Genomic DNA, 26,200 nt, shown 5'->3' on the forward strand with positions numbered 1-26,200 from the left:
CACGTACCCCTCGCGGCGGACTAACGGGGCCGGCGGTGATCAGGGAGTCGGTGCACGCCCCGTGGAGATCCGCTCGACGTGCAGCGACTCCCTCGCGCGCCGGGTGACAACGACGACGGGCGAACGGCGCCGTCCTGGCGTCGGACGCCGGGAATGTGCCGTTGCTGCCACGGGACGGGCCGCACCCACCCGCCCACGGCGTAGGCTCGACCGCCGTGGCGAGAGGTGGGACGCGGACCGGCCCTCGGGAACCCGACCGGTCGGAGCGCAGCCCGGCGCGGCCCACGGTGCCCGGCCGTCCCCGGCGCCGCCGCGACCGGCGCGGCCGCGGCATGCGCGCCCCGCTCTACCCCGCCGGCTCCCCCGCGGCGCGCACGCGGGCCGAGCGGTTCGACGCCGTGGTGCTCGAGGCCCTCGAGCCGATCGAGGACCGCTGGGGCGCCGAGCTCGAGGACCTCGACGTCGCGGTGGACGACGTGCCCGACGTCGGGGAGACCGCCCCGGACGACGACGGCGTGGTCGGTGACGGCGACATCCCGCTGGCGCGCCTCGTCCCGGCCGGCGTCGACCGCCGCGGCGCCCCGACCCGCGCCCGCATCGTGCTCTACCGCCGCCCCCTCGAGGCGCGCGCGCTCGACGGCGAGGACCTCGCCGACCTCCTCCACGACGTGCTCGTCGAGCAGGTGGCCGAGTACCTCGGCGTCGAGCCGGACACCGTCGACGGCGAGGAGTAGGGCTCTAGAAGCCGTGGTGCACGGCCTCGACGTTGTGCCCGTCGGGGTCGCGGAGGAAGACCGCGTAGTAGCCCGGGTGGTACTCCGGCCACTCCCGCGGGGCGTGCAGCACCTCCATCCCCTCCTCGACGGCGGCCGCGTGCACCGCGTCGACCGCCGCGCGGTCGGGCGCCGAGAACGCGACGTGCAGCTCCGTGCCCAGGGCCCCGCCCGGGGTGAGCCAGAACTGCGGGACGCCGGCGGGACCGGCGAGCCCGACGACGGCGCTCCCCTCGTGGGGGATGCGCAGCGCCTCCTGCAACCCCAGGGGCGCGAACAGGCGCAGGTAGGCCGCGACGGAGGCGTCGACGTCGGCGACCGGGAACCCGAAGTGGTCGATCACACCGCCGGACGCTAGACCCGGGGTCCGACAACGCGACAGGAATCAGTCGAGGCGGGTCCGCGACGGCAGCGCCGACACCGCCGTGAAGAGCACCAGGGCGAGCTGGACGAGCAGGAGCAGGTCCCGGAACGTCGCGTCGCGGCTGATCACGACCGGGCCGCCGCCGGACGGGACGCCGACCGCGACGAGGTGCCCCCACGCCGACTCCAGCGGCACGACCTCACCCTTGACCGACGCGGTCCACCCCGACTCGTTCTCCGCCGCCAGGACGACGAGCCGCCGGTTGGCCCCCGGCGAGACCTGCACGCCCACCGACGGCGGCGTGCCGGGCAGTGGGGTGATGCCGGTCGGGCGCTGCGGCGCGGCCTTGGCGTCGGTGGCGTCGTCGGACACCGGCGGCTCGAGCAGCACGGCACCCGCGGCGGGCAGGCCGATCGCGAGCACCGGGCGCCCGTCGCTGGTGTCCGGCGCCGCGGTGAGCAGGGAGCCCGAGGCCTGGCGGGCGTTGTCCGCCACCGTCCGGTCGGGCAGGACGACGGCGGCGGTGCCCGCGGTGGCCAGCTCGGCCGCGCCCGCCTGCACCTTCGCGGGGTCGCCGGAGAGCAGCGCGGTGACGTCGCGGGTCAGGCGGGCGGGCGCAGCGCCGACCGGGGCGAGGTCGTCGTCGCCGTAGCGGGGCAGGTCGGGCCCCGCCCGGCGGGTGCGGTCGGTGTCGAGCGCGAAGCCCGGGCCGTCGGGGAGCCGGGTGAGCCCGACGTCGACGACGTTGGCCCCGGCCGCGGCGAGCCGCCCGGCGAAGGCCGGGTCGAGCGCGGGGGCGGACCGCGCGGCCAGGGAGCCGCCCGACCCGAGGATCACCGCCGCCGCCGCGAGCGCCACCGCCAGCGACGCGGCCACCGGCACCGCGGCACCCCGCACGCGGCGCCCCCCGGTGCCCGCGGCCACCTGCCGGGTCCGCAGCCGCGACCCCAGCGCCGTCGAGAGCCGGGAAGCCGCCGAGGCCGTCCCGCCGCCGACGCGCGCGAGCACGCCGTCGGGCCCGAGGTCGATCTCGGAGTCGCCCCGCCGCCGCGGCGCGGGCCGGTGCCGCGGTCCGGCGCGGCCGGTCACCAGCGTTCCCAGGGGCGTCACGCGGGCCTCGGCGACGAGTGCGAGAAGGGTCCACAGGGTTCCGCAGGCCGCGAACGCGAGCGCCGGTCCGGTCCAGCCCGGGCGGGCGTCGCCGCCGGACAGGGGCGGCAGCGTCACCGATCCGACGACGCCGGCCGCGACGACGCCGAGCACGGTGACCGCGAGACCCGGCACCAGGCTGCGCCGGGGGGCCAGGAGCGCCCCGCCGACGGCGGCCACGAACACCAGCAGGCCGATCACCGGCAGGGATCCGGGACCGCCCGGGTCGAGCGAGAGCACGTCGAGCACCCCGGCGAACTGCTCGCGCACCGGCGACCCGGTGCCGTGCACGAGGACCTGCGGGGCGCGCAGCAGTGTCGAGGGCCAGGGCAGGAGCAGCAGCACCGGCAGCACGACGACGACGCCGAGGGCGATCGCCCGCCGGCGCGCGGCCCCGACCGGGGCCGGCACGAGCACGAACCCGACGACCACGACGACGAGCACCAGCACGTGGACCAGCGGCGCGAACGCCGAGACCACGGCGAGCAGCAGCACCGTCCCCGCCGCCGCGCTCCACCACGACCCCCGGCGGCCCTCGACGCGGCTGCCGCGCAGGACCGCCGTCACGCCGGCGAGGACCATCGGGAGCAGGACCACGGCGACGACGCCGTCGAGGCGGCCCTGCGCGACGGCCGCCCCGGCGATGCCCAGCAGCGCGTAGACCGCCGCGGCGCACGCGCGCAGCATGCGGCCGACCCGGATGCCGCGCGTCGCGACGTAGGCCGACAGACCCGCGGCGGGCAGCGCGAGGAGGAAGACCAGCGACACCGCGGCCGCGGGGCCGTCCGACCCGGCGAAGGGCCACAGGATCCCGCCGAGGACCCCGACGACGGCGAGGGCGGCCGAGGCGGGCGCGGCGGTGCCGCCCGCGATCGGGTGCCACTCCGCGAGGTAGGAGCTCCACAGGGCGCCCAGCCCGGGCAGGGTCCGGGTGCGCCCGCCGGCGAGGTCGAGCCCGAGGCGGGAGCGGTTGACCACCAGCGACACGGCCGTGAGGGCCAGCACGAGGAGTACCGGCGGGGCCAGCAGGAGCTCGCGCAGCGCCCGCCCGACGGTGACCGGGACGACGACGAGCTGCTCGTCGTCGGCGGCCGAGCGCTCGGCCGCGTACCCGGCCCCGGCCCCCGTCCGGGGCCCGGGGATGCCGACGAACGCGGTGTCCGCGTCCGGGGAGCCGATGAGCTCGGTCGGGCCCGCGGGACCGTCGGCGGGTCCGCCCGCGGCGAGGGTGACGCCGACCGACTCGCCGGGGCGGCGGAGCCCGGCCTTGCGCCGGGTGCTGCGCTTCGGCGCCGTCGCGCCCGCGGGCAGCGCGCCCTGCCCGACGAGCAGCGCGCCCTCCTCCGGCCCGTCGTCGAGGGCGACCGACGAGGCCGGCCGGGCCCGGGCGGGGCGGTCGGCCCACTCCGGGAGCCGCCCGAGGACGAGCTCGTCGCGGACCCGGGAGCGCACCACGCGGGTCAGCCCGCCCTGCACGGCGTTGCGCAGCCGGGTGGTGCGGCTGGTCAGCAGGCCGCGCATCCCCCGCGGGACGGCGGCGCCCGCGGCGTGCAGCCGGCGTCGGCGGGCCTCCCGCAGGTCGGACAGGTCGGCCAGCACGTGGCCCATCGCGCCCAGCTCGGCCGTGGCCGCGGCGGGCCGGCGCAGCAGCAGGAAGCCCAGCGCACGCAGCACCGCGAGCACCGGGAGGCGGACCAGCCCGAGCACGAACGCCGGCTCCGGGCAGTTCGCGAGCACCGTCCACCAGCCGTTGCGGCGGTCGACGGCGCGCCGCCCGCCCTCACAGCCGGCCGCGTCGAGGGCCCGGGCGCCGGTGGTGACCGCCCGGGCGTGGTGGAGCCGGGCGGAAGGGACGCAGAGCACCAGCCCGCCGGAGCGGTTGATCCGCCAGCCGAGGTCGATGTCCTCCCGCAGGAGGCCGAACGCCGAGTCGTACCCGCCGAGCGCGTCCCACTCCCGGCGGCGGACCAGCGCCCCGGCCGACCCGACCGCGAGGACCTCCGAGTTGGTGGCGAACTGCCCGAGGTCGAGCTCGTCGGAGCCGATGCCGGTCTGCCGGTGCCCGGACGCGTCGGTGGACAGGCCGGCCTCGACGACGAGCCGCGGGTCGTCCCGGTCGAGCTGCAGCGGGCCGAGCATCGCCGCCGCCGGCGACGCCTCGGCGACCGAGAGCAGGACATCGAGGCAGGAGGGCTCGGGGGCCGCGTCGTCGTGCAGGACCCACAGCCAGTCCCCCGAGCTGCGCTCGCCCGAGCGGCCCCACCGCCGGTCGGCGTCCGCGACGGCCGCGGCGACCGCGGTGCCGAACGGGGTGTCGCGCGGGAGGTCCAGGACGACGTCGACGCTGTTGGTCGAGCGCAACAGGTCGGCCGTGGAGTCGGTCGACCCGGTGTCGACGGCCACGACGCGGCGCGGTGCCACGGTGAGCCGCCCGAGCGCCCCGAGGGTCTCCGGCAGCCACGTCTCGCCGTCGTGACAGACGAGCACGGCCAGTACGGGCGCCGTCGGTGCCACGAGTCCGCCCCTCCCCGTCGCGCCGTCCTCGGTGTCCCGGCGGGGACCGCCGGGCGACGACGAGACTAGAAGGGCGGTCCCGGACGGCCGTCAGGGGAGTGGCCGCCCGGCGGAACGGCAGTCGGCCAGGACGCCGACGGCGGCCGCGCGCCTAGACGACGCGACGCTTGAGACGGCGGCGCTCCCGCTCCGAGAGCCCACCCCAGATGCCGAAGCGTTCGTCGTGCCCCAGCGCGTACTCCAGGCACTCGGCCCGGACCTCGCAGCTGTTGCAGATCTGCTTCGCCTCCCGGGTCGATCCGCCCTTCTCCGGGAAGAACGCCTCCGGGTCGGTCTGCGCGCACAGGGCGCGCTCCTGCCACTCCTGTTCCTCCTCGCCCGCGAGGGCCATCAGCTCCCCGAGGACGTCTCGCGACCCACCTGGGCCCATGGAACCCACCGCACCGACTGATCCGACCGAGCCCAGCACCACCGACCCGCTCTCCGCACCGTTCACACGGCCTCCCTCACCGCTAGCACTCCCCAGCTGGCGGAGCGCCGGCCCCGCACCGGCGTGTACCTCGACGTGAATTACAGCGGTGTCGTTCCATGTGGGTCAAGCCGAGCCACACGTGCGGCCGCATGTCGCGACGGACGGTCGTCACGTGCGGTGAGCGTGAGGGGCCACCCGATCGACACAGCGTCGCGGAGAGGTTAGCGCGGGCCTGGAACACTGGTGCCGTGGCCAGCGTCTTCTCCGCCCGCCGACCGGCACGCGGCATCAGCCCGGTCTTCCTCGCCCTCGTCCTCGTCACGGTCGGCGGCGGCGCGCTCACGCTCGTCGGGACCCGGATCGCCGTCACGGCGGGGATCGTCGTGCTCGTCCTCGCGGGGTGGGCGGTCTCCCTCTGCCTGCACGAGTTCTCCCACGCGGTCGTCGCGGACCGCTGCGGCGACCACACCGTGCGCGGGCAGGGCTACCTGACCCTCGACATCCGTCGGTACGCCAACGTGGGGCTCACCTTCGTGCTCCCGCTGCTGTTCCTGCTCATCGGCGGCATCCCGCTGCCCGGCGGAGCGGTGTGGATCCGGCGGGGCCTGCTGCGCTCCCGTGCGGCCGCGAGCGCGGTCGCGGCGGCCGGGCCGCTGATGAACCTGCTCCTGGCGTTCCTGATCTCGCTGCTGGTGCCGCTGGTGCCGCCGCTGCTCGGCGCCGGGCTCTCCTTCCTCGCGCTGATCCAGGTCCTCGCGTTCATCCTCAACATCCTGCCGATCCCCGGCCTCGACGGCTGGGGCGTGATCGACCCGTACCTGCCCGACCACACCCGGGTCGCGGTGTCCCGCTTCGCGCCCTACGCGCCGCTCGTGCTCTTCGCGGTGCTGATCTTCCTGCGCCCGGTGGCGAGCGCCCTGTTCGGGCTCGCCTCGCTCGTGTACGGCGCCGTCGGCGGCGACAGCACGCTCGCGGGCCTCGGCCAGGAGCTGTTCTTCTTCTGGCAGCGCTGAGGCGCCCCGGAGCGGCGGGGTGTCGGGGGGCAGGGGCACGATCAGCGGTGTGAAGGTGACGGTTCTGGTCGGGGGCGTCGGCGGCGCACGGTTCCTGCAGGGAGTGCTCGCCGCACTCCCCGCAGACGCGGACGTGCGGGCGGTCGTCAACGTCGGCGACGACATCTGGCTCCACGGGCTGCGCGTGTGCCCGGACCTCGACACGTGCATGTACACGCTCGGCGGCGGCATCGACACCGCCAAGGGCTGGGGTCGCGACGACGAGACGTGGTCGGTGAAGGCCGAGCTCGAGGCCTACGGCGCCGACCCGACGTGGTTCGGGCTGGGCGACCGCGACGTCGCCACCCACCTCGTGCGCACCCGGATGCTGCGGGCCGGCTACCCGCTCTCGCAGGTCACCGAGGCCCTGTGCCGGCGGTGGGCGCCCGGCGTCGCGCTGATCCCCGCGAGCGACGACCGCATCGAGACCCACGTCGTGATCGACGACCCGGAGACCGGCGAGCGGCGCGCCGTGCACTTCCAGGAGTGGTGGGTGCGCCACCACGCCGAGCCGGTCGCGCACGGCTTCGCGTCCGTGGGGCGCGACCAGGCGAGCGCCTGCCCGGCGGCCCTCGCCGCGATCGCCGACGCCGACGCCGTGCTGCTCGCGCCCTCCAACCCCGTGGTGAGCATCGGCACCATCGTCGACGTGCCCGGCATGCGCGCGGCGCTCGCCCAGGCCCCCGGACCCGTCGTCGGGATCTCGCCGATCATCGACGGGCACGCGGTGCGCGGCATGGCCGAGGCCTGTCTGTCCGCGGTCGGCGTCGAGGTGTCCGCCGAGGGGGTCGCCCGCCACTACGGGGCCCGCGCGGAGGGCGGGCTGCTCGACGGGTGGCTGGTCCACTCCGGCGACACCGCCGACGTACCCGGGGTCGCCGTCCGGTCGGTGCCGCTGCTGATGAGCGACGCCGAGGCCACCGCGGCCATGGTGCGCGAGGCGCTCGACGTCGTGGGGCTGGCGGGTGTCTGAGCAGGCGGTGCCCACCGACCATGCCGCCCTCGGCGGGATCTCGGCCTGGGGCGTCGCCGGCCTCCCCGAGTTCCGCCCGGGCGACGACCTCGTGGCGGCCCTCGCTCCCGCTCTGGAACCCACCCTGGCCGACGGCGACGTCGTCGTCGTCACCTCGAAGATCCTCTCGAAGGCCGAGGGCCGCCTGGTCACCGTCCCGCGCGACCCCGAGGAGCGCGACGCGGCCCGGCGCCGGCTCATCGACGGCGAGACGGTCCGCGTCCTGGCCACCAAGGGCCGGACGAAGATCGTCACCAACCGCCTGGGGATCGTCCAGGCGGCCGCGGGGGTCGACGGCTCGAACGTCGAGGGCGACGAGGTCGCGCTGCTGCCGGAGGACCCGGACGGCACGGCCGAGACGCTGCGGGCGGGGCTCGCGGCCGCGCTGGGGGTCCGGGTCGCGGTCGTCGTCACCGACACCATGGGGCGCTGCTGGCGGCTCGGGCAGACCGACGCCGCGATCGGCTCGGCCGGGCTGGTCGCGCTGCACGGCTACGGCGGCGCGGTCGACGCCCAGGGCAACGAGCTGGTGGTCACCGAGGTGGCCGTCGCCGACGAGATCGCGTCCGCCGCGGACCTGGTCAAGGGCAAGCTCGGCGGGGTCCCGGTCGCGGTCGTCCGGGGCCTGCGCCACCTCATCGGGGCCGGGCGCTCGGCCGGCGAGCTCGTGCGCCCCGTCGAAGAGGACCTGTTCTGGCTCGGCACCGCCGAGGCGCTCGCCCGCGGCGCGCGGGAGGCCGTCCCGGCCCGCCGCTCGGTGCGCGCCTTCACCGCCGACCCCGTGGATCCCGAGGCGGTCCGCCGCGCCGTCGGCGCCGGTCTCACCGCGCCCGCGCCGCACCACTCCCGGCCGGTCCGATTCGTGTGGCTGCGCTCCGCGGAGCGACGGGCCGCGCTGCTCGACGCCATGGGGCGGGCGTGGCGGGCCGACCTCGCCGGCGACGGGTTCACCGAGGAGCAGATCGCCCGCCGGACGGCCCGCGGGGAGCTCTTGCGCGACGCCCCCGAGCTGGTGCTGCCGTTCCTGGTCCGGGGTCCCGACGGCGGGTCGCACGACTACCCCGACGAGCGCCGCGCCGCCTGCGAGCGCGCGATGTTCACGGTGGCCGGGGGTGCGGCGGTGCAGGGATTGCTCGTGGCGCTCGCCGCCGAGGGCCTCGGCTCCTGCTGGGTGGGCTCGACGATCTTCGCGGCCGACGTCGCACGGTCGGTGCTGGAGCTGCCCGAGGACTGGGAGCCGCTGGGCGCGGTGGCGGTGGGGCACCCCGCGGAGGCGGTGCCGCCGCGGGGCGAGGTCGTGGCCGACGACCGGCTGGTGGAGCGGTGAGGGAACCGACCGCCGCGGTGCACGTCGACGCCACCGCGACCCTCGCGGGATGGGAGGCGCCCGACCCCGGCCAGGCCGCCGTCCGCGAGGCCCTGTTGGCCTACCTCGCCGCCCGCCCCGACGCGTGCTCACGGTCCTGCGCCGCCGGGCACCTCACCGCCTCGGCGCTCGTGGTGGACGACGCGGGCGAGCGGGCGCTGCTCACGCTCCACCCGCGGGTCGGGCGCTGGGTCCAGCTCGGTGGGCACATCGAGCCGACCGACACCACCCTCGCCGGGGCCGCGCTGCGCGAGGCGAGCGAGGAGTCGGGGATCGAGGGCCTGGTGATCTCGCCGGAGCCGGTCCACCTCGACGTGCACCCGGTGACCTGCTCACTCGGCGTCCCGACCCGCCACCTCGACGTCCGCTACCTCGTCCGCGCGCCGGCCGGCGCCCGAGAGGTGCGCAGCGAGGAGTCGGTCGACCTGCGGTGGTGGCCGCTGGCGGAGCTCCCCGACGACGTGGCCTTCGGGCGCGCCCTGCTGCTGCGCTGAGCCGGGCCAGGGGCCGCTGGGGTGGGGCCCGGGTCGCCGTCCTGCGACCAACGCGTCACGCACACTCTTCCGCCTGCCGGCGGATCGCCGTTGGCACCACCGACGCGCCGCACACACACTCCTGTCCCCCGGCGGATCGACACTGTCAGCACCGACGCGTCCCGCACACGATCTCGCCCGCCCTCTGATCGACAGACGATGGACGTGGTGGCGCTCGATGACGAGGGCCGCACCAGGGTGCCGGGGTTCCTCGACCGCGCCGCGGCCGGGGCCGGCGGGGTCGCAGCGATCCCGCACGACCGAGTCGCCGCGACTCGGTGGCGCCGAAGGTGGTTGGGCCGAAGGTGGCCGGGCCGGCCGGGATCGTCCTGTGCCGTTCGAGCGAAGGGCACCCTCGCTCGATCTATCCGACCGACGGTGCCCCTCGCTCGAGAGCGGGTTCCTGTTCCGCGCGGCGGTTCCGTTCCCGCGGCTCGTGGCGTGCGCGCCCGTTGCCGTGCGCTGTCGTCGTCGTGTGCGGCACGCGCAGGTCCCACCGCGGCCTCTCGCCTCCCGGCCGACCGTGTGTGCGGCACGCGCAGGTCCCCCCACCACGACCTCGCGCCGGGCAAGGCGCAGGTGTGTGCGGCACGCACACAGCTGCGCCGCTCGTCCAGCCGGCCCGCGCCGGCGGATCAGGCCGGGGTGACGGCGAGGGCGTCGCGGGCGTAGGCCGCCGTGCCGGGCGCGTGGTGGTCCAGGACCTCGGCGAGGCGCGGCGGGACGTCGGGGCCGGTGACCGCGCGGTGGTGGCGGGCCAGCGCCTGGGCCGCGGCCCCGTCCACCGGCTCCCCCGCCGCCCAGGTCCGGGCCCACGCGGCGCCGAGGTCCGCGAGCGTCTCCGGGTCGAGGCCGGGGTCGGGGTCGCCGAAGCCGTCGAACATCGTCGCCGGGTCGTCGGCGCGCCCGCCAAGAGTGGCCCGGACCGCGGCGGCCTGACGGTCCAGCCGGTCGCGCACCGCGTCGAGGACGTCGAGGTGCCCACGCAGCGCGGTGTCCGGGTCGGGAGCGTCGGGGCCGGACAGGGCCGCGGCCACGTCGTCGTCGGGGAACCCGAGCGCGCGCAGGAGCAGCACGCGCTGGAGGCGGACGAGGTCGTCGCGGCCGTAGGCGCGGTACCCGTCGTCGGCGACGACCCCCGGCACCACGAGCCCACAGCGTTCCCAGCCCCGCAGCGACGCCACCGGCACCCCGCTCGCGCGGGCCACCTCCGCGGTGCTCCAGCCGCGCACGCCTACATCTCGCGGAAGTCGCGGGGCGAGTAGCGGGGGCCGAACCGCGGCCGGCGGAAGCCCGAGGCCTCGATGTAGCGGACCGCGCGCTGGCGCTGCGGGGCGTAGCAGGCGAGGACCTCGAGCATCCCGGCGTCGTCGAGCTTGCGGCCCACGAGGGCGTAGCCGACGGTCGAGGGGATGTGGAAGTCGCCGACCGAGACGGCGTCGGGGTCGCCCCAGGCCCGCTGCGCCACCTCGGCGGCGGTCCAGACCCCGATCCCCGGGACCTTGCGCAGCAGCGCCCGCCCCTCGGCCCCGCGCAGCGCGACCGCGCCCTCCAGCCGGTGCGCGACCGTGGCCGAGGCGAGGATCGCCCGACGCCGGGACTGGTCGACCCCGGCCTTGTGCCACTCCCAGTCCGGGATGGCCCTGGTCGCGCGCGGGGTCGGCGGGACGCGCATCCCGCGCGGGGCGGGCCCCGGGGCGGCCGTGCCGAAGCGCCAGCAGAGCTCCCGCCAGGAGCGGTGCGCCTCGGTCCCGGTCACCTTCTGCTCGAGGATCGCGGCGAACAGCACGTCCCACACCGCGCCGCACGCGCCGAGCCGCAGCCCGGGCATGCGGTGCCGCGCGTCGGCGACCACGGGGTGGTGCCCCACGAAGCCGGCGTCGTCGTCGTCCGCCCCGAGCAGCGCGGGCAGGCCGTCGAGCACCCAGTCGGCGCCGTCGCCCCACGCGTCGGCGACGACCTCGCTGCCGACCCGCCGGATGCGTGTCGTCGCGGGGCCGTCGGGCGTCGAGCCCACCCGCCAGACCACGCCGGCCTCGTCGATGCGGCACGTGGGGTCGCCCCGCCCGTGGCGCAGCGGGCCGATCAGGGCGCCGATGTCGAGGACGTAGCCGGGCTCCCACCGCCGGGTCCGCGCCGGGGCCGCGGGCTCCGCCGCGGGGAGGACGTCAGGCACTCCCCGAGAATCGCAGACCGCCGTCCGGGATGGTGATGCCGGGCCAGAGCCGCACGCCCTCGCGCAGCTCGCAGCCGGCGCCGACCGAGACGCCGTCGCCGACCACCGCGTCGCTCACCACGGTCTCGTCGCCGATCACGGCACCGGGACCGATCACCGAGCGGGTCACGGTGACGTTGTCGCCGATCCGGGCCCCGTCCATGACCACCGACCCGATGACCCGCGAGCCGTCGCCCACGACGACCTCGCGGCCGAGCGTGGTGCCGTCCGAGAGCGACGCCGAGGCGGCCGTCTTCGCGCCCGGCAGCAGCAGCGCCGTCCCGACCGGCCCGGGGAGGGCGGAGGTGGGCGCGATGCCCTGCACGAGGTCGGCACAGCCGCGGACGAACGCGGCGGGGGTGCCGAGGTCGAGCCAGTAGGACGACTCGACGTGGCCCTGCAGCCGGGCGCCCTGCCGCAGCAGCCCGGGGAAGGTCTCGCGCTCCACGGAGACGGCCCGGCCGGTCGGGATCGCGTCGACCACCGCGCGCCGGAAGACGTAGCAGCCGGCGTTGACCTGGTCCGTCGGCGGTGTGAGCGTCTTCTCGAGGAAGGCCTCCACCCGGCCGCTGGCGTCGGTGGGCACGCAGCCGAAGGCGGTCGGGTCGGCCACCTTCACCAGGTGCAGCGTGGCGTCGGCGCCCGCGGAGCGGTGCTCGTCGACGACGGCGGGCAGGTCGACCCCGGAGAGGATGTCCCCGTTGAAGACCATGACCTCGTCGTAGTCGCCCTCGAGCGCGTCGGCGGCGTGCCGGATGCCGCCGCCGGTGCCGAGCGGCTCGGGCTCGGGCACGCAGTCGAGCTGCAGGCCGAAGGCGGAGCCGTCGCCGAGGTAGTCGGCGAAGACCTCCGCGCGGTAGGAGGTGCCGAGCACCACCCGCCGGATGCCGGCCGCCGCGATCCGCGAGAGCAGGTGCCCGATGAACGGCACCCCCGCCGTCGGCAGCATGGGCTTGGGCGTCGAGGCGGTCAGCGGCCGCAGCCGGCTCCCCTGTCCCCCGACCAGCACGACGGCAGCCGTCCGCGCGAGCCGGTCACCGGCCTCGCCACGTCCCCCCGTGGTGTCCACGACCGACCTCCCTGATGATCGTGTGGGCCCGGTGTGACGACGGCGTCCCGTCCGGGCGCTACTGTTGGGTCCCTCGGCGCGTGCCGGTACGGCCTCGGATCGTCGGGGCCCCTCCGACCGAGATCGGGCAGGAGAAGCGTGGTGGAGCCGACGAACGCCTGGGACCGTGCTCAGCAGGCTATCGCCCGCGCGCAGCAACGCAACGGCACCGTCGTGACCCCGGACAACGCGGAGTCACCGTTCGATGCCTCGCAGACGCAGATGATCCCCACCCCGCTGAACCCCGACGGCTCGCCGAACACGCACGGTCAGCGGGGGCGTCCCGCGCCGGCGCCGCGTCGCCCGGGCGACGGCCGCCGATCGGGTCCGGGACCCGACCCCCAGTGGGGCGGGTACGGCCGGGGCCGGCCGGGCGAGCCGGAGACGACGCCGGTCGAGGTCTCCGACCCCACGCTCATGCGCCCGCTGCCGCCGGACGCGCCGACCGTGCGCACCTCCCGGCCGCGCACCGCGCCCTTCCCGGCCCAGCACACCCCGGCGCAGCACACCCCGGCGGGCGGGCAGCCCCGGCCCGGCCCCGCGCCGGACGACACCCCCACCACGCCGCCCGTCGGGATCCGCGTGCCGTGGTGGAAGCGCCTCTTCGGCCGCGGGTAGCGGATCAGGCCTTCCGGGTCGCCCACCGCGCGCGGGCCGCGAGCGCGGCCCGCAGGCCCAGCCGCAGCGGGGCCCACCGCGGGCCCCGGTAGCGGTCGGCCAGGAAGCGGTAGGCGCTGCGGTGGTGCTCGCGCAGCATCCGCGCCGACGTCGGGGCGTCGCGGGTGGTGGCGTGCCCACCGGTGTGGACCACGGCCGCCGTCGGGACGTAGACGTTGAGCCAGCCGGCGCGGCCGAGCCGGTCTCCCAGGTCGACGTCCTCGAAGTACATGAAGTACCGCGGGTCGAAGCCGTCGACCGAGTCCCACGCCTCGCGGCGCAGCAGCACGCACGAGCCGGAGAGCCACCCCGCGGGCCGCTCCTCGACCACGCCCTCCTGCCGGTAGGAACGGGTCCAGGGGTTGCCCGGCCAGACCACGCCGAACAGCGCGTGCCCCACCCCGCGCCCGAGGGACGGAACGAGCCGCGCGGACGGGTAGATCTCGTCGTCGGTGTGGATGAGCGGGCCCAGCGACCCGGCCCGCGGCCACCGGTCGGCGGCCTCGAGGAGAGTGTCGAGCGACCCGGCGCCCAGCACGATGTCGGGGTTGCTCACCAGCACCCAGCCGACCGAGCCGTCGAGTCCCGCCACGGCCCGGTTGGCGGCCGCCCCGTAGCCGAGGTTCTCGCCCATCGGCAGCACCTCGGCCCGGCCGGCGGCCGCGGCGGCCTCAGGCGCCCCGTCGACCGAGCCGTTGTCGGCGAGCACCACGTGCACCGGCCGGGACGTCGCGCCGGCCAGCGAGTCGAGGAAGGTGCCCAGGGAGTCGCCCGGGGAGTAGGTGACGACGACGACCGCCAGCCCGTCGCCGTAGGTGCGCAGGGCGTCCGAGCTGCGGGGGGCCGCGGTCATGGGGGCATCTTCGCGGAGCGCGCCCGGGACTCCCCGCGCGCCCCGCCGGAGTCGGCTCAGACGGGCCGGCGGACCTCGTCGGTGGCCGGCAGGGCGAGCGGCCAGTACCGCCAGGCGTCCGGCCCGGCACCACCGGTGTTCGCCGTCGCGGGCCGCGGCCCGGTCACCGGCCGCTCGACGGGCCGGCGGGGCGCGGTGGCGACGCCGAGCGGGCCGTCGTCGACGACCGTCCGGCGGGTGGCGCGGTCCATCCGCGCCTTGAGGCGATGGCGCTCGCGGCCCGCGTCGACCACCAGCCAGACCGCGACGACGCCCAACAGGGCGAGCAGGATCGTCTCCAGCGCCATGCCGGTCCAACGCGCGAGTCGCCGAGAGGTGACGCCCGGTCGGCGACACGCATCGACGGCTCCCGAGAACGGTCCCCTCGCCCACCGCGCGGCACCCGGTCCCGCCGCTCGACCGTCCGGCGTCTGACGACCGCCCCTCAGCGCACGACCGGTGCCCGTCCGAGCAGGTCGGGGTGGCGCCGGACGGCCGCGGCGAGGGCCTCCCGCCACGGGCGCAGAGGCGGTAGGCCCGCCGCCTCCCAGGACGCCGGCGACAGCACCGACCAGGCCGGGCGCGGCGCCGGCCGCGGGAACTGGTCGGTGGTGCACCCGTGCACGCGGCCGGGATCGGCGCCCAGCTCCTCGAACACCGCGCGCGCCAGGCCGCACCACGTGGTCACCCCGCCGCCGGTCGCGTGCCGGGTGCCCGACGGCGTCCCCGAGCGGCCCAGCGCGACCAGGCCCGCGGCGAGGTCGGCCGACCACGTGGGCGAGCCGTGCTGGTCGTCGACGACGTCGAGCGTCTCCCGCTCGCCCGCGAGGCGGGCCATGGTGCGGACGAAGTTGGCCCCGGTGCCGCCGTAGACCCAGGCGGTGCGCACCACGTGGTGGGCGTCCGGGGCGGCGTCGCGGACCCGCTGCTCGCCCTCCTCCTTGGTGCGGCCGTAGACCCCGGCGGCGCCGGTCGGGTCGTCGGGCTCGTAGCCGGCGGGCCCGCCGTCCGGACCCCGCCGCCCGCGCGGGCCGGCGCCGTCGAAGACGTAGTCGGTGGAGACGTGCACGATCCGCGCCCCGTGGCGCACGCACGCGCCCGCGAGCAGGCCGGGGGCGACGGCGTTGACCGCGTGCGCGGCCCGGGCGGCCTCCGGGTCCGTCTCGGCGAGGTCGACGGCGGTGAAGGCGGCCGCGTTGAGCAGCACGGCGCCCTCGTCACCACCACCGTCGGCCCACCGCGCGACGGCGTCCCCGACGGCGTCGGCGTCGGTGATGTCGAGCTCGGCCCGGGTCCGTGCGGTCACCGGCTCGCCCTGCTCGCGGAGCAGGCGCACGAGGTCCGTCCCGAGCGCCCCTCCCGCTCCCGTCACCATCCAGCGCACGTCGTGACCCTCCTGTCGTGGGCGTCCGCGGCGTCCCGGCCGACCGGGCCGTGGATCCCCCCTCGGGGCCCTCCTCCCGGCTCCGGGACCCCGCGGGGGCGTGTGTCATCCTCCGACGCGCCGTGAGAGGTCCGAACGGGTGGTGGGCACGAAAAGCACGGAGAGCCGTCTAGCCTGCCCTCCAGGCTGTGGTGCCGGAGGTCGATGTCCTCCGCGGGAGGACGTCGCCCGGGCGAGGATGCCCGTGCGGCCCGCACGTCCCGACGCCGCGCGCGACCCGGGGACACCGCACTGAGCCGATCGGAGATCGTGGAGGGAGGCCGCGTGGAGGACGAGCGCGGTCCCCGTCGTGATCCCGGGCGCCGGTTCGGGCCGTCCGCCGGGCGCGGTCCGGCCCCCGCTCCCCCGCGCGACCCGGCCCCGGGCCCCTCGGCGCGGCGCGGCAGCGACCTGCGGGAGATGCGCCCGGCCGGCGAGGGCCGGGACCGCCGCGGCACCGTCGGGTTCCGCGACGGCGCCGGCGACGCCCCGTCACGGGCCGCGACCGCGCCCACGGCACCGTCGCGCCCCGGGGGCCCGTCGAAGAACGGCGGCCGGTCCGACGCGCCGCCCGCCCCGCCGCCGCCCCGGCGGACGGCCCCCGCCCCGCCCGGCGGGCCGCCGCCCCGGCCCGCCCGGCCCGCGGCCGCCCCCGCGGGGAGGCCGCCGGGCCGCCGCGGCCGACGGCTGCTGCGCATCCTCGCCGTCGTCGCCTCCGCCCTGGTCTTCGCGGTGAGCGGCACCGCGTGGGCCGCCCTGTCCGGCAGCTTCTCCAGCTCCGGCGCCCTGTCGAAGAAGGGCACCGCCGCCGACGGGGCCACCGACATCCTGCTCGTCGGCACCGACAGCCGGACCGACGCGCAGGGCAACCCGCTGCCGCGTGACGTGCTCGCCCAGCTCGACGCCGGCTCGGCGGACGGTGAGCTCAACACCGACACGATGATGCTGGTGCGGGTGCCGAACGACGGCAGCCGCGCGGTCGCCTTCTCGCTGCCCCGCGACAGCTTCGTCCCGCTGCCCGGGGGCGGCAAGGGCAAGCTCAACTCGGTCTACCCGGGCGCCAAGGCCGCGATGACCCAGCAGCTGATCTCCGACGGCGACTCGAACTCCGCCGACGTCGACGTCAAGTCCTCCGAGGCCGGTCGCCAGGCACTGATCGACGCGGTCCAGGAGCTCACCGGCATCGGGGTCGACCACTACGCCGAGGTCAACCTGCTCGGCTTCTACAACCTGACCAACGCGATCGGCGGCGTCGACGTCTGCCTGAAGAACGCCGTCGACGACGACTTCTCGGGCGCCCACTTCCCCGCCGGTCCCCGCACCGTGCAGGGCCGGGACGCGCTCGCGTTCGTCCGGCAGCGCCACGGGCTGCCGCTCGGCGACCTCGACCGGGTGCGCCGCCAGCAGGCCTTCCTGGCCGGGCTCTCCCACAAGGTCCTCTCGGCGGGCACCCTCGCCGACCCGGTGACGCTCACCCGCCTGCTGGACGCGGTGAAGCAGTCGGTGATCCTCGACCAGGGCTGGGACCTGCTCGGCCTCGCCCAGCAGATGCAGGGCGTCTCCGGCGGCGCGGTCACGTTCATGACGATCCCGACCCAGGGCGGCGAGAACACCTCGGCCGGCGACGCGCTCAAGGTGGACCCCGCGGAGGTCCAGCAGTTCGTCGCCGACGCCATCGGCCCCAAGCAGGCGCCGGCGGCGGCCCCCGCGGGCCCGGCGCCCGCGACCATCCCGGTCGACGTCCGCAACGGCTCGGGCACCGAGGGCGCGGCGGCCCGCGTCGTGCAGATCCTCGGCGCCCAGGGCTACACCCACGTCACCTCGGGCAACGCCGGCCAGCGCACCGCGAGCTCGGCCGTGGAGGTCGCGCCCGGCAGCGAGGCGGCCGCGGGCGTCGTCGCCAAGACGCTCGGGGGCCTGCCGACGCGGACCGACGCGACGGTGCCGCCCGGCACCGTGCGCGTGCTGCTCGCCTCGGACTACAAGGGCCCCGGTGCGGTGACGACCCAGCCGAACGGCGACTCCGCGGACGCGGCCCCGCCGCCGCCCGCCCAGCCGCCGATCACCGCCGACGGGATCCCCTGCGTCAACTGAGCCGGCCGTAGGGTGCCGACCCGATGACCGTCACCGACGCGCTCCTGGCCCCCGTCCTCGCCGCCGACCCGCGCCGGCCGCTGATCACGTTCTACGACGACGCGACCGGCGAGCGGCTCGAGTTCTCCGGCGAGACGCTGGCCAACTGGATCGCCAAGACCGCGAACCTCCTGCGTGACGAGTGCGACGTCGAGCCGGGTCAGCGCGTGGCCGTGCTGCTGCCGGCGCACTGGCAGACCGCGGTGGCGCTGCTGGGCGCCTGGTGGAACGGCGCCGTCGTCGTCGGGGATCCGGCCGGGGCCGACGTCGCGCTGGCCGACGCCGAGCACCTCGACGCGGCGGCCGCGGCCGGCCTCGTCGTCGGGTTCTCGCTCGACGCGTTCGGGCGCCCGCTCGCGGACCTGCCGGGCGACGCCGTCGACTACGCGAGCGAGGTCCGGATGCACGGCGACGCGTTCGCCCCGTCGCCGGTGCCCGGCGACGCGCCCGCGCTGGCGGACGCGAGCGTGGACGACGTCGTCGGGACCGCGCGACGGCGGGCGGCGGAGCTCGGGTACGACGCCGGGTCGCGGGTGCTGTCGACGGCGGACTGGCCGCTCACCCCGGACGGCGACCTCGTCGACGGTCTGCTCGCGGTGCTGGCCGCCGGCGGGTCGCTCGTGCAGGTGCGCCACGCCGACGAGGCGGGGCTGGCGCGCCGGGCGGAGACGGAGCGGGCGACGCTCCGGTGAGCGCCCGGGGCGCGCCGCTGCGGCGTCAGCCCCGCAGGACCTGGCGGGCCATCACCATGCGCTGGATCTGGTTGGTGCCCTCGTAGATCTGGGTGATCTTGGCGTCGCGCATCATCCGCTCCACCGGGAAGTCGGTGGTGTAGCCGGCGCCGCCGAAGAGCTGCACGGCGTCGGTGGTGACCTCCATCGCGGTGTCGGAGGCGAAGCACTTCGCCGCCGAGGCGATCAGCCCGATGTTCTTCTCGCCCCGCTCGGCCTTGGCCGCGGCGACGTAGACCAGGTGGCGGGCCGCCTCGATCTTCATGGCCATGTCGGCGAGCATGAACTGGACGCCCTGGTTCTCCGAGATCGCCCTGCCGAACTGCTTGCGGTCCTTGACGTACTCCACGGCCGCGTCGAGCGCGCCCTGCGCGATGCCGACCGCCTGGGCGCCGATCGTCGGGCGGGTGTGGTCGAGGGTGGCGAACGCGGTCTTCAGGCCGGTGCCGGGCTCCCCGATGATGCGGTCGCCGGGGACGCGGCAGTTCTCGAAGTAGATCTCGGTGGTCGGCGAGCCCTTGATGCCGAGCTTGTGCTCCTTGGGGCCCACGGAGAAGCCCTCGTCGTCCTGGTGGACCACGAAGGCCGAGATCCCGTTGGCGCCCTTGTCGGGGTCGGTCTTGGCCATGACCGTGTACCAGTCGGAGATGCCGCCGTTGGTGATCCAGCACTTGGTGCCGTTGAGGACCCAGTCGTCGCCGTCGGGCTGCGCGCGGGTGCGCATCGAGACGGTGTCGGAGCCGGCCTCGCGCTCGGAGAGCGCGTAGCTGATCATCGCCTCGCCGGACGCGATCGTCGGCAGGACCTTCTGCTTCAGCTCCTCGGAGCCGGACAGGATGATCGGCATCGAGCCGAGCTTGTTCACCGCCGGGATCAGCGACGCCGACGCGTCGACGCGCGCGACCTCCTCGATGACCATGCAGGCGACGATCGAGTCCGCGCCCTCGCCCTGGTAGGCCTCCGGGATGTGGATGGCCTGGAAGCCGGCCGCGGTGAGCGCGTCGCGGGCCTCCTGCGGGAACCGGGGCGTCGCGTCGACCTCCGCCGCGAAGGGCGCGATCTCCTTCTCGCACAGCGCGCGCACCGACTCGCGCAGCGCGGCGCGCTCCTCGCCCAGGTCGTAGACGTCGAACTCCGGGTCCACCGCGAACTCCTCCCGCCGCAACACGTGGCACTCACGGTACAGCCAGGTGCTAGGACGTCCTATGGTTCGCGCTGTTGACTCCGTCTCGCCCGCCGGGAACGGGTCTCGACGTGCCCGTCTCCGTCGTCCCCCCGTTCCCCGCCTCGTGGCAGTACGCTCGGACCGTCCCCGGGGGCCGTGCCGGACCGGGCCGCGAGGAGCACGGATGCCGAAGCTGGTGGACCACGACCTGCGCCGCGGCGAGATGGCCGAGGCGCTCTGGCGCATCGCCGCGCGCGAGGGGCTCGAGGCGGTCAGCCTCAACCGGGTCGCCGAGGAGGCCGGGGTCTCGAAGGGCCGCGTCCAGCACTACTTCCCGTCGCGGGACGCCCTGCTCGCCTTCACCGCGGAGCACCTCGTCGACCGCGTGACGGACCGGCTGCGGGCCGCGGTCGCGGCGGCGCCCGACGCGCTCTCCGCCGTCCGCCGCGCCCTGCTCGAGGCGCTGCCGCTGACCGACGACTCGGTCGCCGACACCCGCGTCGGCGCCGCCTTCCTCATCCGCGCGCTCGGCGACGACGCGCTGCGCGCCCGCTACCGCGCGCGGAACGCCGAGTTCCTCGGCCTGCTCGCGACGCTCCTGACGACGGCCCGGGACCAGGGCGCCCTGCGCCCCGGCCGGGAGCCGGGCGCGCTCGCCGTCGAACTGGCCGCACTGGTCACCGGGCTCGCCGAACCGCTGCTGCTCGGCGACCTGACGCCGTCGCTGGCCACGGCGATCGTCGACGACGCCCTGGCCCGGCTCGTCTGACCCGGCCGGTCTGACCTGGCCGGGCCGGCGGGGTCAGACCAGCTGGGGCGCGACCTGGGAGGCGACGATCTCGAGCTGGTCGAGGTCGGCGAGGTCGAGGGTCTGCAGGTAGACGCGGGTGATCCCGGCCCGCTCCCGCCACCGCCCCAGGGCGTCGACGATCTCGGCGGGCGTCCCGGCGAGCGGGTTGTCGCCCAGCTTCTCCCGGTCCGCGCCCAGGGTCTCGGCCCGGCGGGCGACCGCGGCGTCGTCGCGCCCGATCACCAGCTGGTGCGCGGCGGAGCGGACGATCTCCGCCGGGTCGCGGCCGGCGGCGGTGCACGCCTCGGCGACCCGCTCGAACTGGGCCGCCGCGACGTCCAGCGTGGCGAACGGGATGTTGAACTCGGTGGCGAACCGGGCGGCGAGGGCCGGCGTGCGGCGCGGGCCCAGCCCGCCGACGATCACCGGCACCGGGTGCGCCGGCTTGGGCAGCGCGGGCGAGTCGACGACGGTGTAGTGCTCGCCGTCGAACGAGTAGGTCCCGCCGACCGGGGTCTCCCACAGCCCGGTGACGATCTCGAGCTGCTCGGCGAGCCGGGCGAAGCGCTCCTTCGTCGGCGGGAACGGGATGCCGTAGCCGGTGTGCTCCGCCTCGAACCACCCGGCGCCCAGCCCGAGCTCGACCCGGCCACCGGACATCTGGTCGGCCTGCGCCACGGCGATCGCGAGCGGGCCGGGGAGGCGGAAGGTCGCGGACGTGACGAGCGTGCCCAGCCGGATGCGCTCGGTCTGCACCGCGAGCGCCGAGAGCGTGGTCCAGGCGTCGGTCGGTCCGGGCAGCCCGGACGTCCCGCCCATGGCCCGGTAGTGGTCGGAGCGGAAGAACGCGTCGAACCCCGCGTCCTCGGTCGCGCGGGCGATGCGCAGGAGGTCGGCGTAGGAGGCGCCCTGCTGGGGCTCGGTGAAGATCCTCAGGTCCACGATCCCCACGCTAGCCGCCGTCCTCCGGGATCGGCCGCCGTCCTCCGGGGTCAGCCGCCGGCGGGGAGGACCCCGCCGATCGCGACGCGCAGGTGCTGGGGCCCGCGCAGGACCGGGTTGGCCCGGTACGGCGGCGGGTCGACGACGAGCCGCGGGTCGACCAGCCGGCGGCTCAGCTCCGTCAGGGCGATCTGGGTCTCGAGCCGGGCCAGGGGCGCGCCGAAGCAGTAGTGGGGGCCGCCGCCGAACCCGAGGTGCTGGTCGGTGTCGCGGGCGAGCCCGAACCGGTCCGGGTCGAAACGGTCGGGGTCGAACCGGTCCGGGTCGCGGACGTGGGCGGGGTCGCGGCTGCCGGCGGCGAGCACCAGCGTCACCGGGGACCCCGCCGGGATGGTGGTGCCGCCGATCTCGATGTCGTCGAGGGCGGAGCGGTTGGGCAGGAACTGCACCGGGGGCTCGTAGCGCAGCAGCTCCTCGACCAGGTGGATGACCAGCTCGGGCTCGCGCCGCAGCCGCGCGAGCACGTCGGGGTGGCGCAGCAGGGTGAGCATGCCGTTGGCGATGAGGTTGACGGTGGTCTCGTGCCCGGCGTTGAGCAGCAGGAACGCCGTCGTCAGCAGCTGCGGGTCGGTGAGCCGGCCCTCGGGGCTGTCGTCGGTGGCGAGCGCCGACAGCAGGTCGGACCCGGGCGCCTGGCGGTGGGCGTGGATGAGCCCGGCGAAGTACTGGCCCATCTCCGTCATGGCCGAGACGCGGCGGCGCTGCCGCTCGGCCTGGTCGCCGCTGCCGGGGTCGAGCGCCGAGATCAGGGCCTCCGACCAGGGGTGGAACCGGGGCTCGTCCTCGCGCGGGACGCCGAGCAGGTCGCAGATCACGGTGACCGGGAACGGGTAGGCGACCTGGTCGACCAGGTCGACCTCGGTGCTCCCGTCGAGGCCGTCGACGAGCCCGCTGACCACCCGCCGCAGGTCGGGGATCATGGCGTCGACCCGGCCGGGGGTGTGCGGCGGGCCGTAGTGACGCGTCACGATGCGGCGCAGCCGGTCGTGCTCGGGCGGGTCGAGCTGGAGGAAGGCCGGCGGGAGGGGCGACGCGGCCGCACCGGCCGGGAGGTCGTGCTGCTCGGAGCTGATCCGCGGATCGTGCAGGAGCGCGACGATCTCGGCGTAGCCGGAGACGATCCAGGTGCCGTCGGTCTGCCGGGCGACCGGGGTCCTGCGCAGCTCCGCGTAGAGCGGGTACGGGTCGGCGCGGTGGGCGGGGTCGAGGATCTGGTCGAAGACGCTCGGCGGCGCGGTGATCGCCATGGCGGCGGCCTCCTCCGTGCGGGCTGGTCGGGTGGTGTCGGCGCGGGTCACGGCGGGAGCAGGGTGGCGCGGCGCTCGTCGGGGTCGTGGCCGGTGAGGACGACGGTCGCGTCCTGGGTGGGGCTCGGGTGGGTGGGGAAGCCGGCGGGTTCCGGCTCGAGCGCCGCGGGCTGGTCGACGGTCCGCCAGCGCGGCGGGAACGGCGCCGCCCGCTCGATCTGCCCCTTGTAGAAGTCTAGCCACGTGGAGTGGTCGACGGTGACCGCGCCGACCAGGCGGCCGCGCCGCCCGTAGGCCGCGACGAACCGGCGGTCGGGCACCGACCCCTGGGTGACGACGACCTCGTCGGCGATGTTCGGCACACCGACCGACTTGATCTCGTGGCCGAACTGGGTGGACCAGAAGACCGGCACCTCCAGGTGGGGCCAGCGGTGGGCCTGGTCGCTGAGCATGTTGTGCGCGGCCACCTCGGCCTGCGCGACCGCGTTGCCCCAGTGCTCGAGCGCCAGGAACTGGTAGCCGAACGCCGGCTGGGGCGCGCGGGCGACGTCGCCGGCGACGAAGACGTCGTCGGTGACCAGGCCGTTCGCGTCGAGGGCGCGGCAGCCGGCGTCGCACGCGACCCCCCACGGGCCCGACGCGAGCCCGGAGCCCTCGAGCCACTCGACGTTGCGGATGCCGCCGAGCGCGGCCACCGCCACGTCGACGTCCAGGGTGCTGCCGTCGGACAGCCGGGCCCGCCGCAGCCGGCCGCCCTCGCCCTCGAGCGCGGAGACCCGGACCCCGCAGCGCAGGTCGACCCCGGCGTCGCGCTGCACCTCGGCCGCGATCGCCCCGATCGTCCCGCCCAGGGCGGCCACCAGGGGCGCCGCCCCGGCCTCGGCGACGGTCACCGGGATGTCGAGGGTCCGGCACACCGAGGCGACCTCCGACCCGGTGAACCCGGCGCCGATCACGAGGACCCGGCGCGGTCGCCCGGCCAGCAGCCGCGCAAGCCCGTCGGCGTCCTCCCGGGTGCGGAGGACGAGCACCCCCTCGAGCGCCGCCTCGTCGGGGTCCGGCCACGGCCGGGCCCGGACGCCGGTCGCGATCAGCAGCCGGTCGAACCCGACCGAGGAGCCGTCGGCGAGCCGCACCTGCCGCGCAGCCAGGTCCAGGCCGGTGGCCGCGACGCCCAGCCGCCAGTCGGCCTCGATGGCCCGCCGGCGGGGCAGCCCGGTGTGCCCCGCGTCGACCCGGCCCTCCTGGACCTGCTTGCTCAGCGGTGGCCGGTCGTAGGGGTCGTGGGCCTCGTCCCCGATCACGGTCAGCGAGCCGCGGAACCCCTTGTACCGCAGGGCGCCGGCGGCGCGGGCCCCCGCCAGCGAGGCACCGACGACCACGATCCGCCCCGTCCGCAGGAAGTCACCGGTCGAGCCGCCCCGGCGCGGGGCGGGCACCGCGGCGCGGTCACCGTTCCGGGCCGGTCCGCGGTCGAGGACGATGGCCTGGACGGGACACGCCGCGGCCGCACGCAGCACCCGCTCCCGCCGCTCGTCGGCGGGCTCGGGGTCGTAGAGCAGCGCCTCGCCCTGCCCCTGCATGGTGAAGTCGTCCGGGGCCAGGAAGGCGCACTGCGCGTACCCCTGGCACCGGGTCAGGTCCACGACGAGCCTCATGGGGGCGCTCTCCCGTCGCGCGGAGGTGTGTGCCGGACGCACCCACTCTCCGGACGCCCCGGCGCCGCGGCATCACCCGACGAGGATGAGGCGCACCGTGGACCAGCGCGGATGTCAGGTGCCAGGCGTCAGGAGTCCGCCCCCGCCGGCCCCAGCTTGCGGACCGCCTCGTCCTTGCCCGCCACGGACGTGCGCAGGTCGGCCTGGAAGTCGGCCATCCGCGCGGCGAGGCCCGCGTCGGCCGCGGCGAGGATGCGCACGGCGAGCAGGCCCCCGTTGCGGGCGCCCCCGATCGACACCGTCGCCACCGGCACCCCGGCCGGCATCTGCACGATCGAGAGGAGGGAGTCCATCCCGTCGAGGTGCTTGAGCGGCACCGGCACGCCGATCACCGGGAGCACGGTCGCCGCGGCGACCATGCCGGGCAGGTGCGCCGCGCCGCCCGCCCCGGCGACGACGACGCGCAGGCCGCGCTCGGCCGCCGTCTCGGACCACTCGAGCATCGCCCGCGGGGTCCGGTGCGCCGAGAGGACGCGCGCCTCCCACGGCACGCCGAACTCGTCGAGCGCCGTCGCGGCGGCCTGCATGGTCGGCCAGTCGGAGTCGCTGCCCATGACGATGCCGACGAGCGGGGGCAGGCGGGCGCCCGCCACCTGGTCGGCCTCGCCCCGGGTCGACACGGCCTGCCCGGGCACCAGCTCGCTGGAGGACATCAGTGCGCGCTCCATCCGTCGGTCCAGACACCCGTCGCGAGGTGGTCGGCGGCCAGGCGCGCCCGCCGCCGGACGTCGTCCATGTCGTCGCCCGTGACGTTCACGTGCCCGATCTTCCGGCCGGGCCGCTCACCCTTGCCGTAGAGGTGCACCCGCGCCTCGGGGAAGCGCGCGAGGGTGTGGTGCAGCCGCTCGTCCGGCCCGGTCGACGGCATCGTCGTCTCCCCGGCCGCCCAGCCGCCGAGCACGTTGGCCATCGCGCAGGCCGGGCGCAGCGTCGCCGTGGAACCCAGCGGATAGTCGAGCACCGCGCGGAGGTGCTGCTCGAACTGCCCGGTCACGGCACCGTCCATCGACCAGTGGGCGGAGTTGTGCGGGCGCATCGCGAGCTCGTTGACCACGACACGCCCGTCCGGCGTCTCGAAGAGCTCGACCGCGAGCAGCCCGACGACGCCGAGCGCCGCGGCGATGCGGAGCGCGAGCTCCTCGGCGGCCTCGGCGGCGTCGTCGGAGAGCCCGGGTGCGGGCGCGAGGACCTCGGTGTTGATCCCGTCGACCTGCACCGTCTCCACCGTCGGGTAGACCGCCGCCTGCCCGAACGGCGAGCGCGCGAGCACCACCGCCAGCTCCCGGCGCAGCGCCACCTTCTGCTCGACCATCAGCGGCGTCCCGGCGTCGAGCAGTTCGGGGACGGTCCGCGCGGTGTCGTCGGCGGAGCCGAGCATCCAGACCCCGCGGCCGTCGTACCCGCCCCGGACGGCCTTCAGCACGACGGGCCAGCCGTGCTCGGCCGCGAACGCCTCGACGTCGGCGGGCGAGGACACCGGAGCGAACGGCGGGACGGGCTCGCCGAGCTCGGCGAGGCGCCGACGCATCACCAGCTTGTCCTGGGCGTGGCGCAACGCCTCCGGGCCGGGGTGGACGGTGACCCCCTCGGCGACCAGCTTCTCGAGCAGCTCGCCCGGCACGTGCTCGTGGTCGAAGGTCAGGGCCTCGGCACCCGCGGCGGCGCGGCGCAGCGCGTCGAGGTCGCGGTGGTCGCCGAGGACGACGTCGGGGGCCACCAGCGCGGCCGGGTCGTCGGCGGAGACCGCGAGCACGCGCAGCGACTGGCCGAGGGCGATCGCCGCCTGATGGGTCATGCGGGCGAGCTGACCCCCGCCGACCATCGCGACCACGGGCAGGCCGGTGCGCTCCTCCACGAGCAGGGAACCCTATCCGCCGCGGGCGT

24 protein-coding genes are annotated in these 26,200 nt (G+C 76.6%); 9 read left to right on the forward strand and 15 right to left on the reverse strand.

Features of this window, described 5'->3' with window-relative positions:
• Positions 1–332 precede the first annotated feature (332 nt).
• Entirely contained in the window at positions 333–734 is a 402-nt protein-coding gene (locus HH311_RS13415; RefSeq protein WP_169184267.1) for a metallopeptidase family protein, read from the forward strand.
• A 4-nt stretch (positions 735–738) separates the two neighbouring features.
• Here HH311_RS13415 and HH311_RS13420 read toward each other — a convergent pair whose 3' ends face one another.
• The 3 genes from HH311_RS13420 to HH311_RS13430 form a co-directional block, all read right to left on the reverse strand.
• Positions 739–1,116 carry a VOC family protein gene (locus HH311_RS13420; protein WP_169184161.1) on the reverse strand — a complete coding sequence of 126 codons (378 nt, stop codon included), beginning with the start codon at positions 1,114–1,116 and terminating at the stop codon, positions 739–741.
• Positions 1,117–1,158: 42 nt separating this feature from the next.
• The gene (locus HH311_RS13425) at positions 1,159–4,800 is read right to left on the reverse strand and encodes a glycosyltransferase (RefSeq protein ID WP_169184162.1); all 3,642 of its coding nucleotides are present in this window, start codon (positions 4,798–4,800) and stop codon (positions 1,159–1,161) included.
• Positions 4,801–4,951: 151 nt separating this feature from the next.
• Positions 4,952–5,191 (reverse strand): WhiB family transcriptional regulator, encoded by a 240-nt coding sequence (locus tag HH311_RS13430; RefSeq protein ID WP_169184268.1) that lies wholly within the window; start codon positions 5,189–5,191, stop codon positions 4,952–4,954.
• A gap of 329 nt (positions 5,192–5,520) precedes the next feature.
• Between HH311_RS13430 and HH311_RS13435 the strand changes: the two genes are divergently transcribed.
• Genes HH311_RS13435 through HH311_RS13450 form a run of 4 tightly spaced genes read left to right on the forward strand, consistent with a single transcriptional unit; the run spans position 5,521 to position 9,196 of the window.
• On the forward strand, positions 5,521–6,285 hold the full coding sequence (locus HH311_RS13435) for a site-2 protease family protein (RefSeq protein ID WP_312030126.1): 765 nt from the start codon (positions 5,521–5,523) through the stop codon (positions 6,283–6,285).
• Between the two features lie 49 nt (positions 6,286–6,334).
• Positions 6,335–7,297, forward strand: a complete 963-nt coding sequence (gene cofD, locus HH311_RS13440) for a 2-phospho-L-lactate transferase (RefSeq protein ID WP_169184163.1) — start codon at positions 6,335–6,337, stop codon at positions 7,295–7,297.
• Positions 7,290–8,663, forward strand: a complete 1,374-nt coding sequence (locus tag HH311_RS13445) for a coenzyme F420-0:L-glutamate ligase (protein WP_312030127.1) — start codon at positions 7,290–7,292, stop codon at positions 8,661–8,663. The genes cofD and HH311_RS13445 overlap by 8 nt, the downstream gene beginning before the upstream one ends.
• A complete protein-coding gene (locus HH311_RS13450) occupies positions 8,660–9,196 on the forward strand; it encodes an NUDIX hydrolase (protein WP_169184164.1) in 537 nt (178 codons plus the stop codon). Before HH311_RS13445 ends, HH311_RS13450 begins: the two co-directional genes overlap by 4 nt.
• A 674-nt stretch (positions 9,197–9,870) precedes the next feature.
• On the opposite strand, the gene HH311_RS13455 is transcribed toward HH311_RS13450, so the two are convergent.
• Genes HH311_RS13455 through HH311_RS13465 form a run of 3 tightly spaced genes read right to left on the reverse strand, consistent with a single transcriptional unit; the run spans position 9,871 to position 12,519 of the window.
• The gene (locus HH311_RS13455) at positions 9,871–10,467 is read right to left on the reverse strand and encodes a MerR family transcriptional regulator (protein WP_169184165.1); all 597 of its coding nucleotides are present in this window, start codon (positions 10,465–10,467) and stop codon (positions 9,871–9,873) included.
• Between the two features lie 2 nt (positions 10,468–10,469).
• Positions 10,470–11,411, reverse strand: coding sequence for a DNA-3-methyladenine glycosylase (locus HH311_RS13460; protein WP_169184166.1), 942 nt, complete (start codon positions 11,409–11,411; stop codon positions 10,470–10,472).
• On the reverse strand, positions 11,404–12,519 hold the full coding sequence (locus HH311_RS13465; protein ID WP_169184167.1) for a sugar phosphate nucleotidyltransferase: 1,116 nt from the start codon (positions 12,517–12,519) through the stop codon (positions 11,404–11,406). Before HH311_RS13465 ends, HH311_RS13460 begins: the two co-directional genes overlap by 8 nt.
• 138 nt (positions 12,520–12,657) lie before the next feature.
• Between HH311_RS13465 and HH311_RS13470 the strand changes: the two genes are divergently transcribed.
• On the forward strand, positions 12,658–13,176 hold the full coding sequence (locus tag HH311_RS13470) for a hypothetical protein (RefSeq protein ID WP_169184168.1): 519 nt from the start codon (positions 12,658–12,660) through the stop codon (positions 13,174–13,176).
• A 4-nt stretch (positions 13,177–13,180) separates the two neighbouring features.
• Here HH311_RS13470 and HH311_RS13475 read toward each other — a convergent pair whose 3' ends face one another.
• The 3 genes from HH311_RS13475 to rfbD form a co-directional block, all read right to left on the reverse strand.
• The gene (locus tag HH311_RS13475; RefSeq protein ID WP_169184169.1) at positions 13,181–14,068 is read right to left on the reverse strand and encodes a glycosyltransferase family 2 protein; all 888 of its coding nucleotides are present in this window, start codon (positions 14,066–14,068) and stop codon (positions 13,181–13,183) included.
• A 56-nt stretch (positions 14,069–14,124) separates the two neighbouring features.
• Positions 14,125–14,415, reverse strand: a complete 291-nt coding sequence (locus HH311_RS13480; protein ID WP_169184170.1) for a hypothetical protein — start codon at positions 14,413–14,415, stop codon at positions 14,125–14,127.
• A gap of 137 nt (positions 14,416–14,552) precedes the next feature.
• Positions 14,553–15,482, reverse strand: a complete 930-nt coding sequence (gene rfbD, locus HH311_RS13485) for a dTDP-4-dehydrorhamnose reductase (RefSeq protein WP_169184271.1) — start codon at positions 15,480–15,482, stop codon at positions 14,553–14,555.
• A gap of 333 nt (positions 15,483–15,815) precedes the next feature.
• Between rfbD and HH311_RS33295 the strand changes: the two genes are divergently transcribed.
• Together HH311_RS33295 and HH311_RS13495 are read left to right on the forward strand one after the other, a co-directional pair.
• Complete coding sequence (locus HH311_RS33295) at positions 15,816–17,624, forward strand: LCP family protein (RefSeq protein WP_312030128.1); 1,809 nt, start codon at positions 15,816–15,818, stop codon at positions 17,622–17,624.
• A 23-nt stretch (positions 17,625–17,647) separates the two neighbouring features.
• The gene (locus HH311_RS13495; RefSeq protein WP_169184171.1) at positions 17,648–18,355 is read left to right on the forward strand and encodes a TIGR03089 family protein; all 708 of its coding nucleotides are present in this window, start codon (positions 17,648–17,650) and stop codon (positions 18,353–18,355) included.
• Between the two features lie 25 nt (positions 18,356–18,380).
• Here the strand turns inward: HH311_RS13495 and HH311_RS13500 are convergent, their stop codons facing one another.
• The gene (locus tag HH311_RS13500; protein WP_169184273.1) at positions 18,381–19,538 is read right to left on the reverse strand and encodes an acyl-CoA dehydrogenase; all 1,158 of its coding nucleotides are present in this window, start codon (positions 19,536–19,538) and stop codon (positions 18,381–18,383) included.
• Between the two features lie 205 nt (positions 19,539–19,743).
• Between HH311_RS13500 and HH311_RS13505 the strand changes: the two genes are divergently transcribed.
• Positions 19,744–20,328, forward strand: coding sequence for a TetR/AcrR family transcriptional regulator (locus HH311_RS13505; RefSeq protein WP_169184172.1), 585 nt, complete (start codon positions 19,744–19,746; stop codon positions 20,326–20,328).
• Between the two features lie 33 nt (positions 20,329–20,361).
• On the opposite strand, the gene HH311_RS13510 is transcribed toward HH311_RS13505, so the two are convergent.
• The 5 genes from HH311_RS13510 to HH311_RS13530 all read right to left on the reverse strand — a co-directional run bounded on the left by HH311_RS13510 (position 20,362) and on the right by HH311_RS13530 (position 26,171).
• Positions 20,362–21,291 carry an LLM class F420-dependent oxidoreductase gene (locus tag HH311_RS13510; protein WP_169184173.1) on the reverse strand — a complete coding sequence of 310 codons (930 nt, stop codon included), beginning with the start codon at positions 21,289–21,291 and terminating at the stop codon, positions 20,362–20,364.
• Between the two features lie 50 nt (positions 21,292–21,341).
• Positions 21,342–22,598, reverse strand: a complete 1,257-nt coding sequence (locus tag HH311_RS13515) for a cytochrome P450 (RefSeq protein WP_169184174.1) — start codon at positions 22,596–22,598, stop codon at positions 21,342–21,344.
• Between the two features lie 47 nt (positions 22,599–22,645).
• Entirely contained in the window at positions 22,646–24,256 is a 1,611-nt protein-coding gene (locus HH311_RS13520) for an FAD-dependent oxidoreductase (RefSeq protein ID WP_169184175.1), read from the reverse strand.
• Between the two features lie 128 nt (positions 24,257–24,384).
• Entirely contained in the window at positions 24,385–24,894 is a 510-nt protein-coding gene (gene purE, locus HH311_RS13525; protein WP_169184274.1) for a 5-(carboxyamino)imidazole ribonucleotide mutase, read from the reverse strand.
• 74 nt (positions 24,895–24,968) lie between these two features.
• Positions 24,969–26,171, reverse strand: a complete 1,203-nt coding sequence (locus HH311_RS13530) for a 5-(carboxyamino)imidazole ribonucleotide synthase (protein ID WP_169184176.1) — start codon at positions 26,169–26,171, stop codon at positions 24,969–24,971.
• Positions 26,172–26,200 lie beyond the last annotated feature (29 nt).

The sequence above is a fragment of the Actinomycetospora sp. TBRC 11914 genome (genome assembly GCF_012933465.1).
Lineage (GTDB): Bacteria > Actinomycetota > Actinomycetes > Mycobacteriales > Pseudonocardiaceae > Actinomycetospora.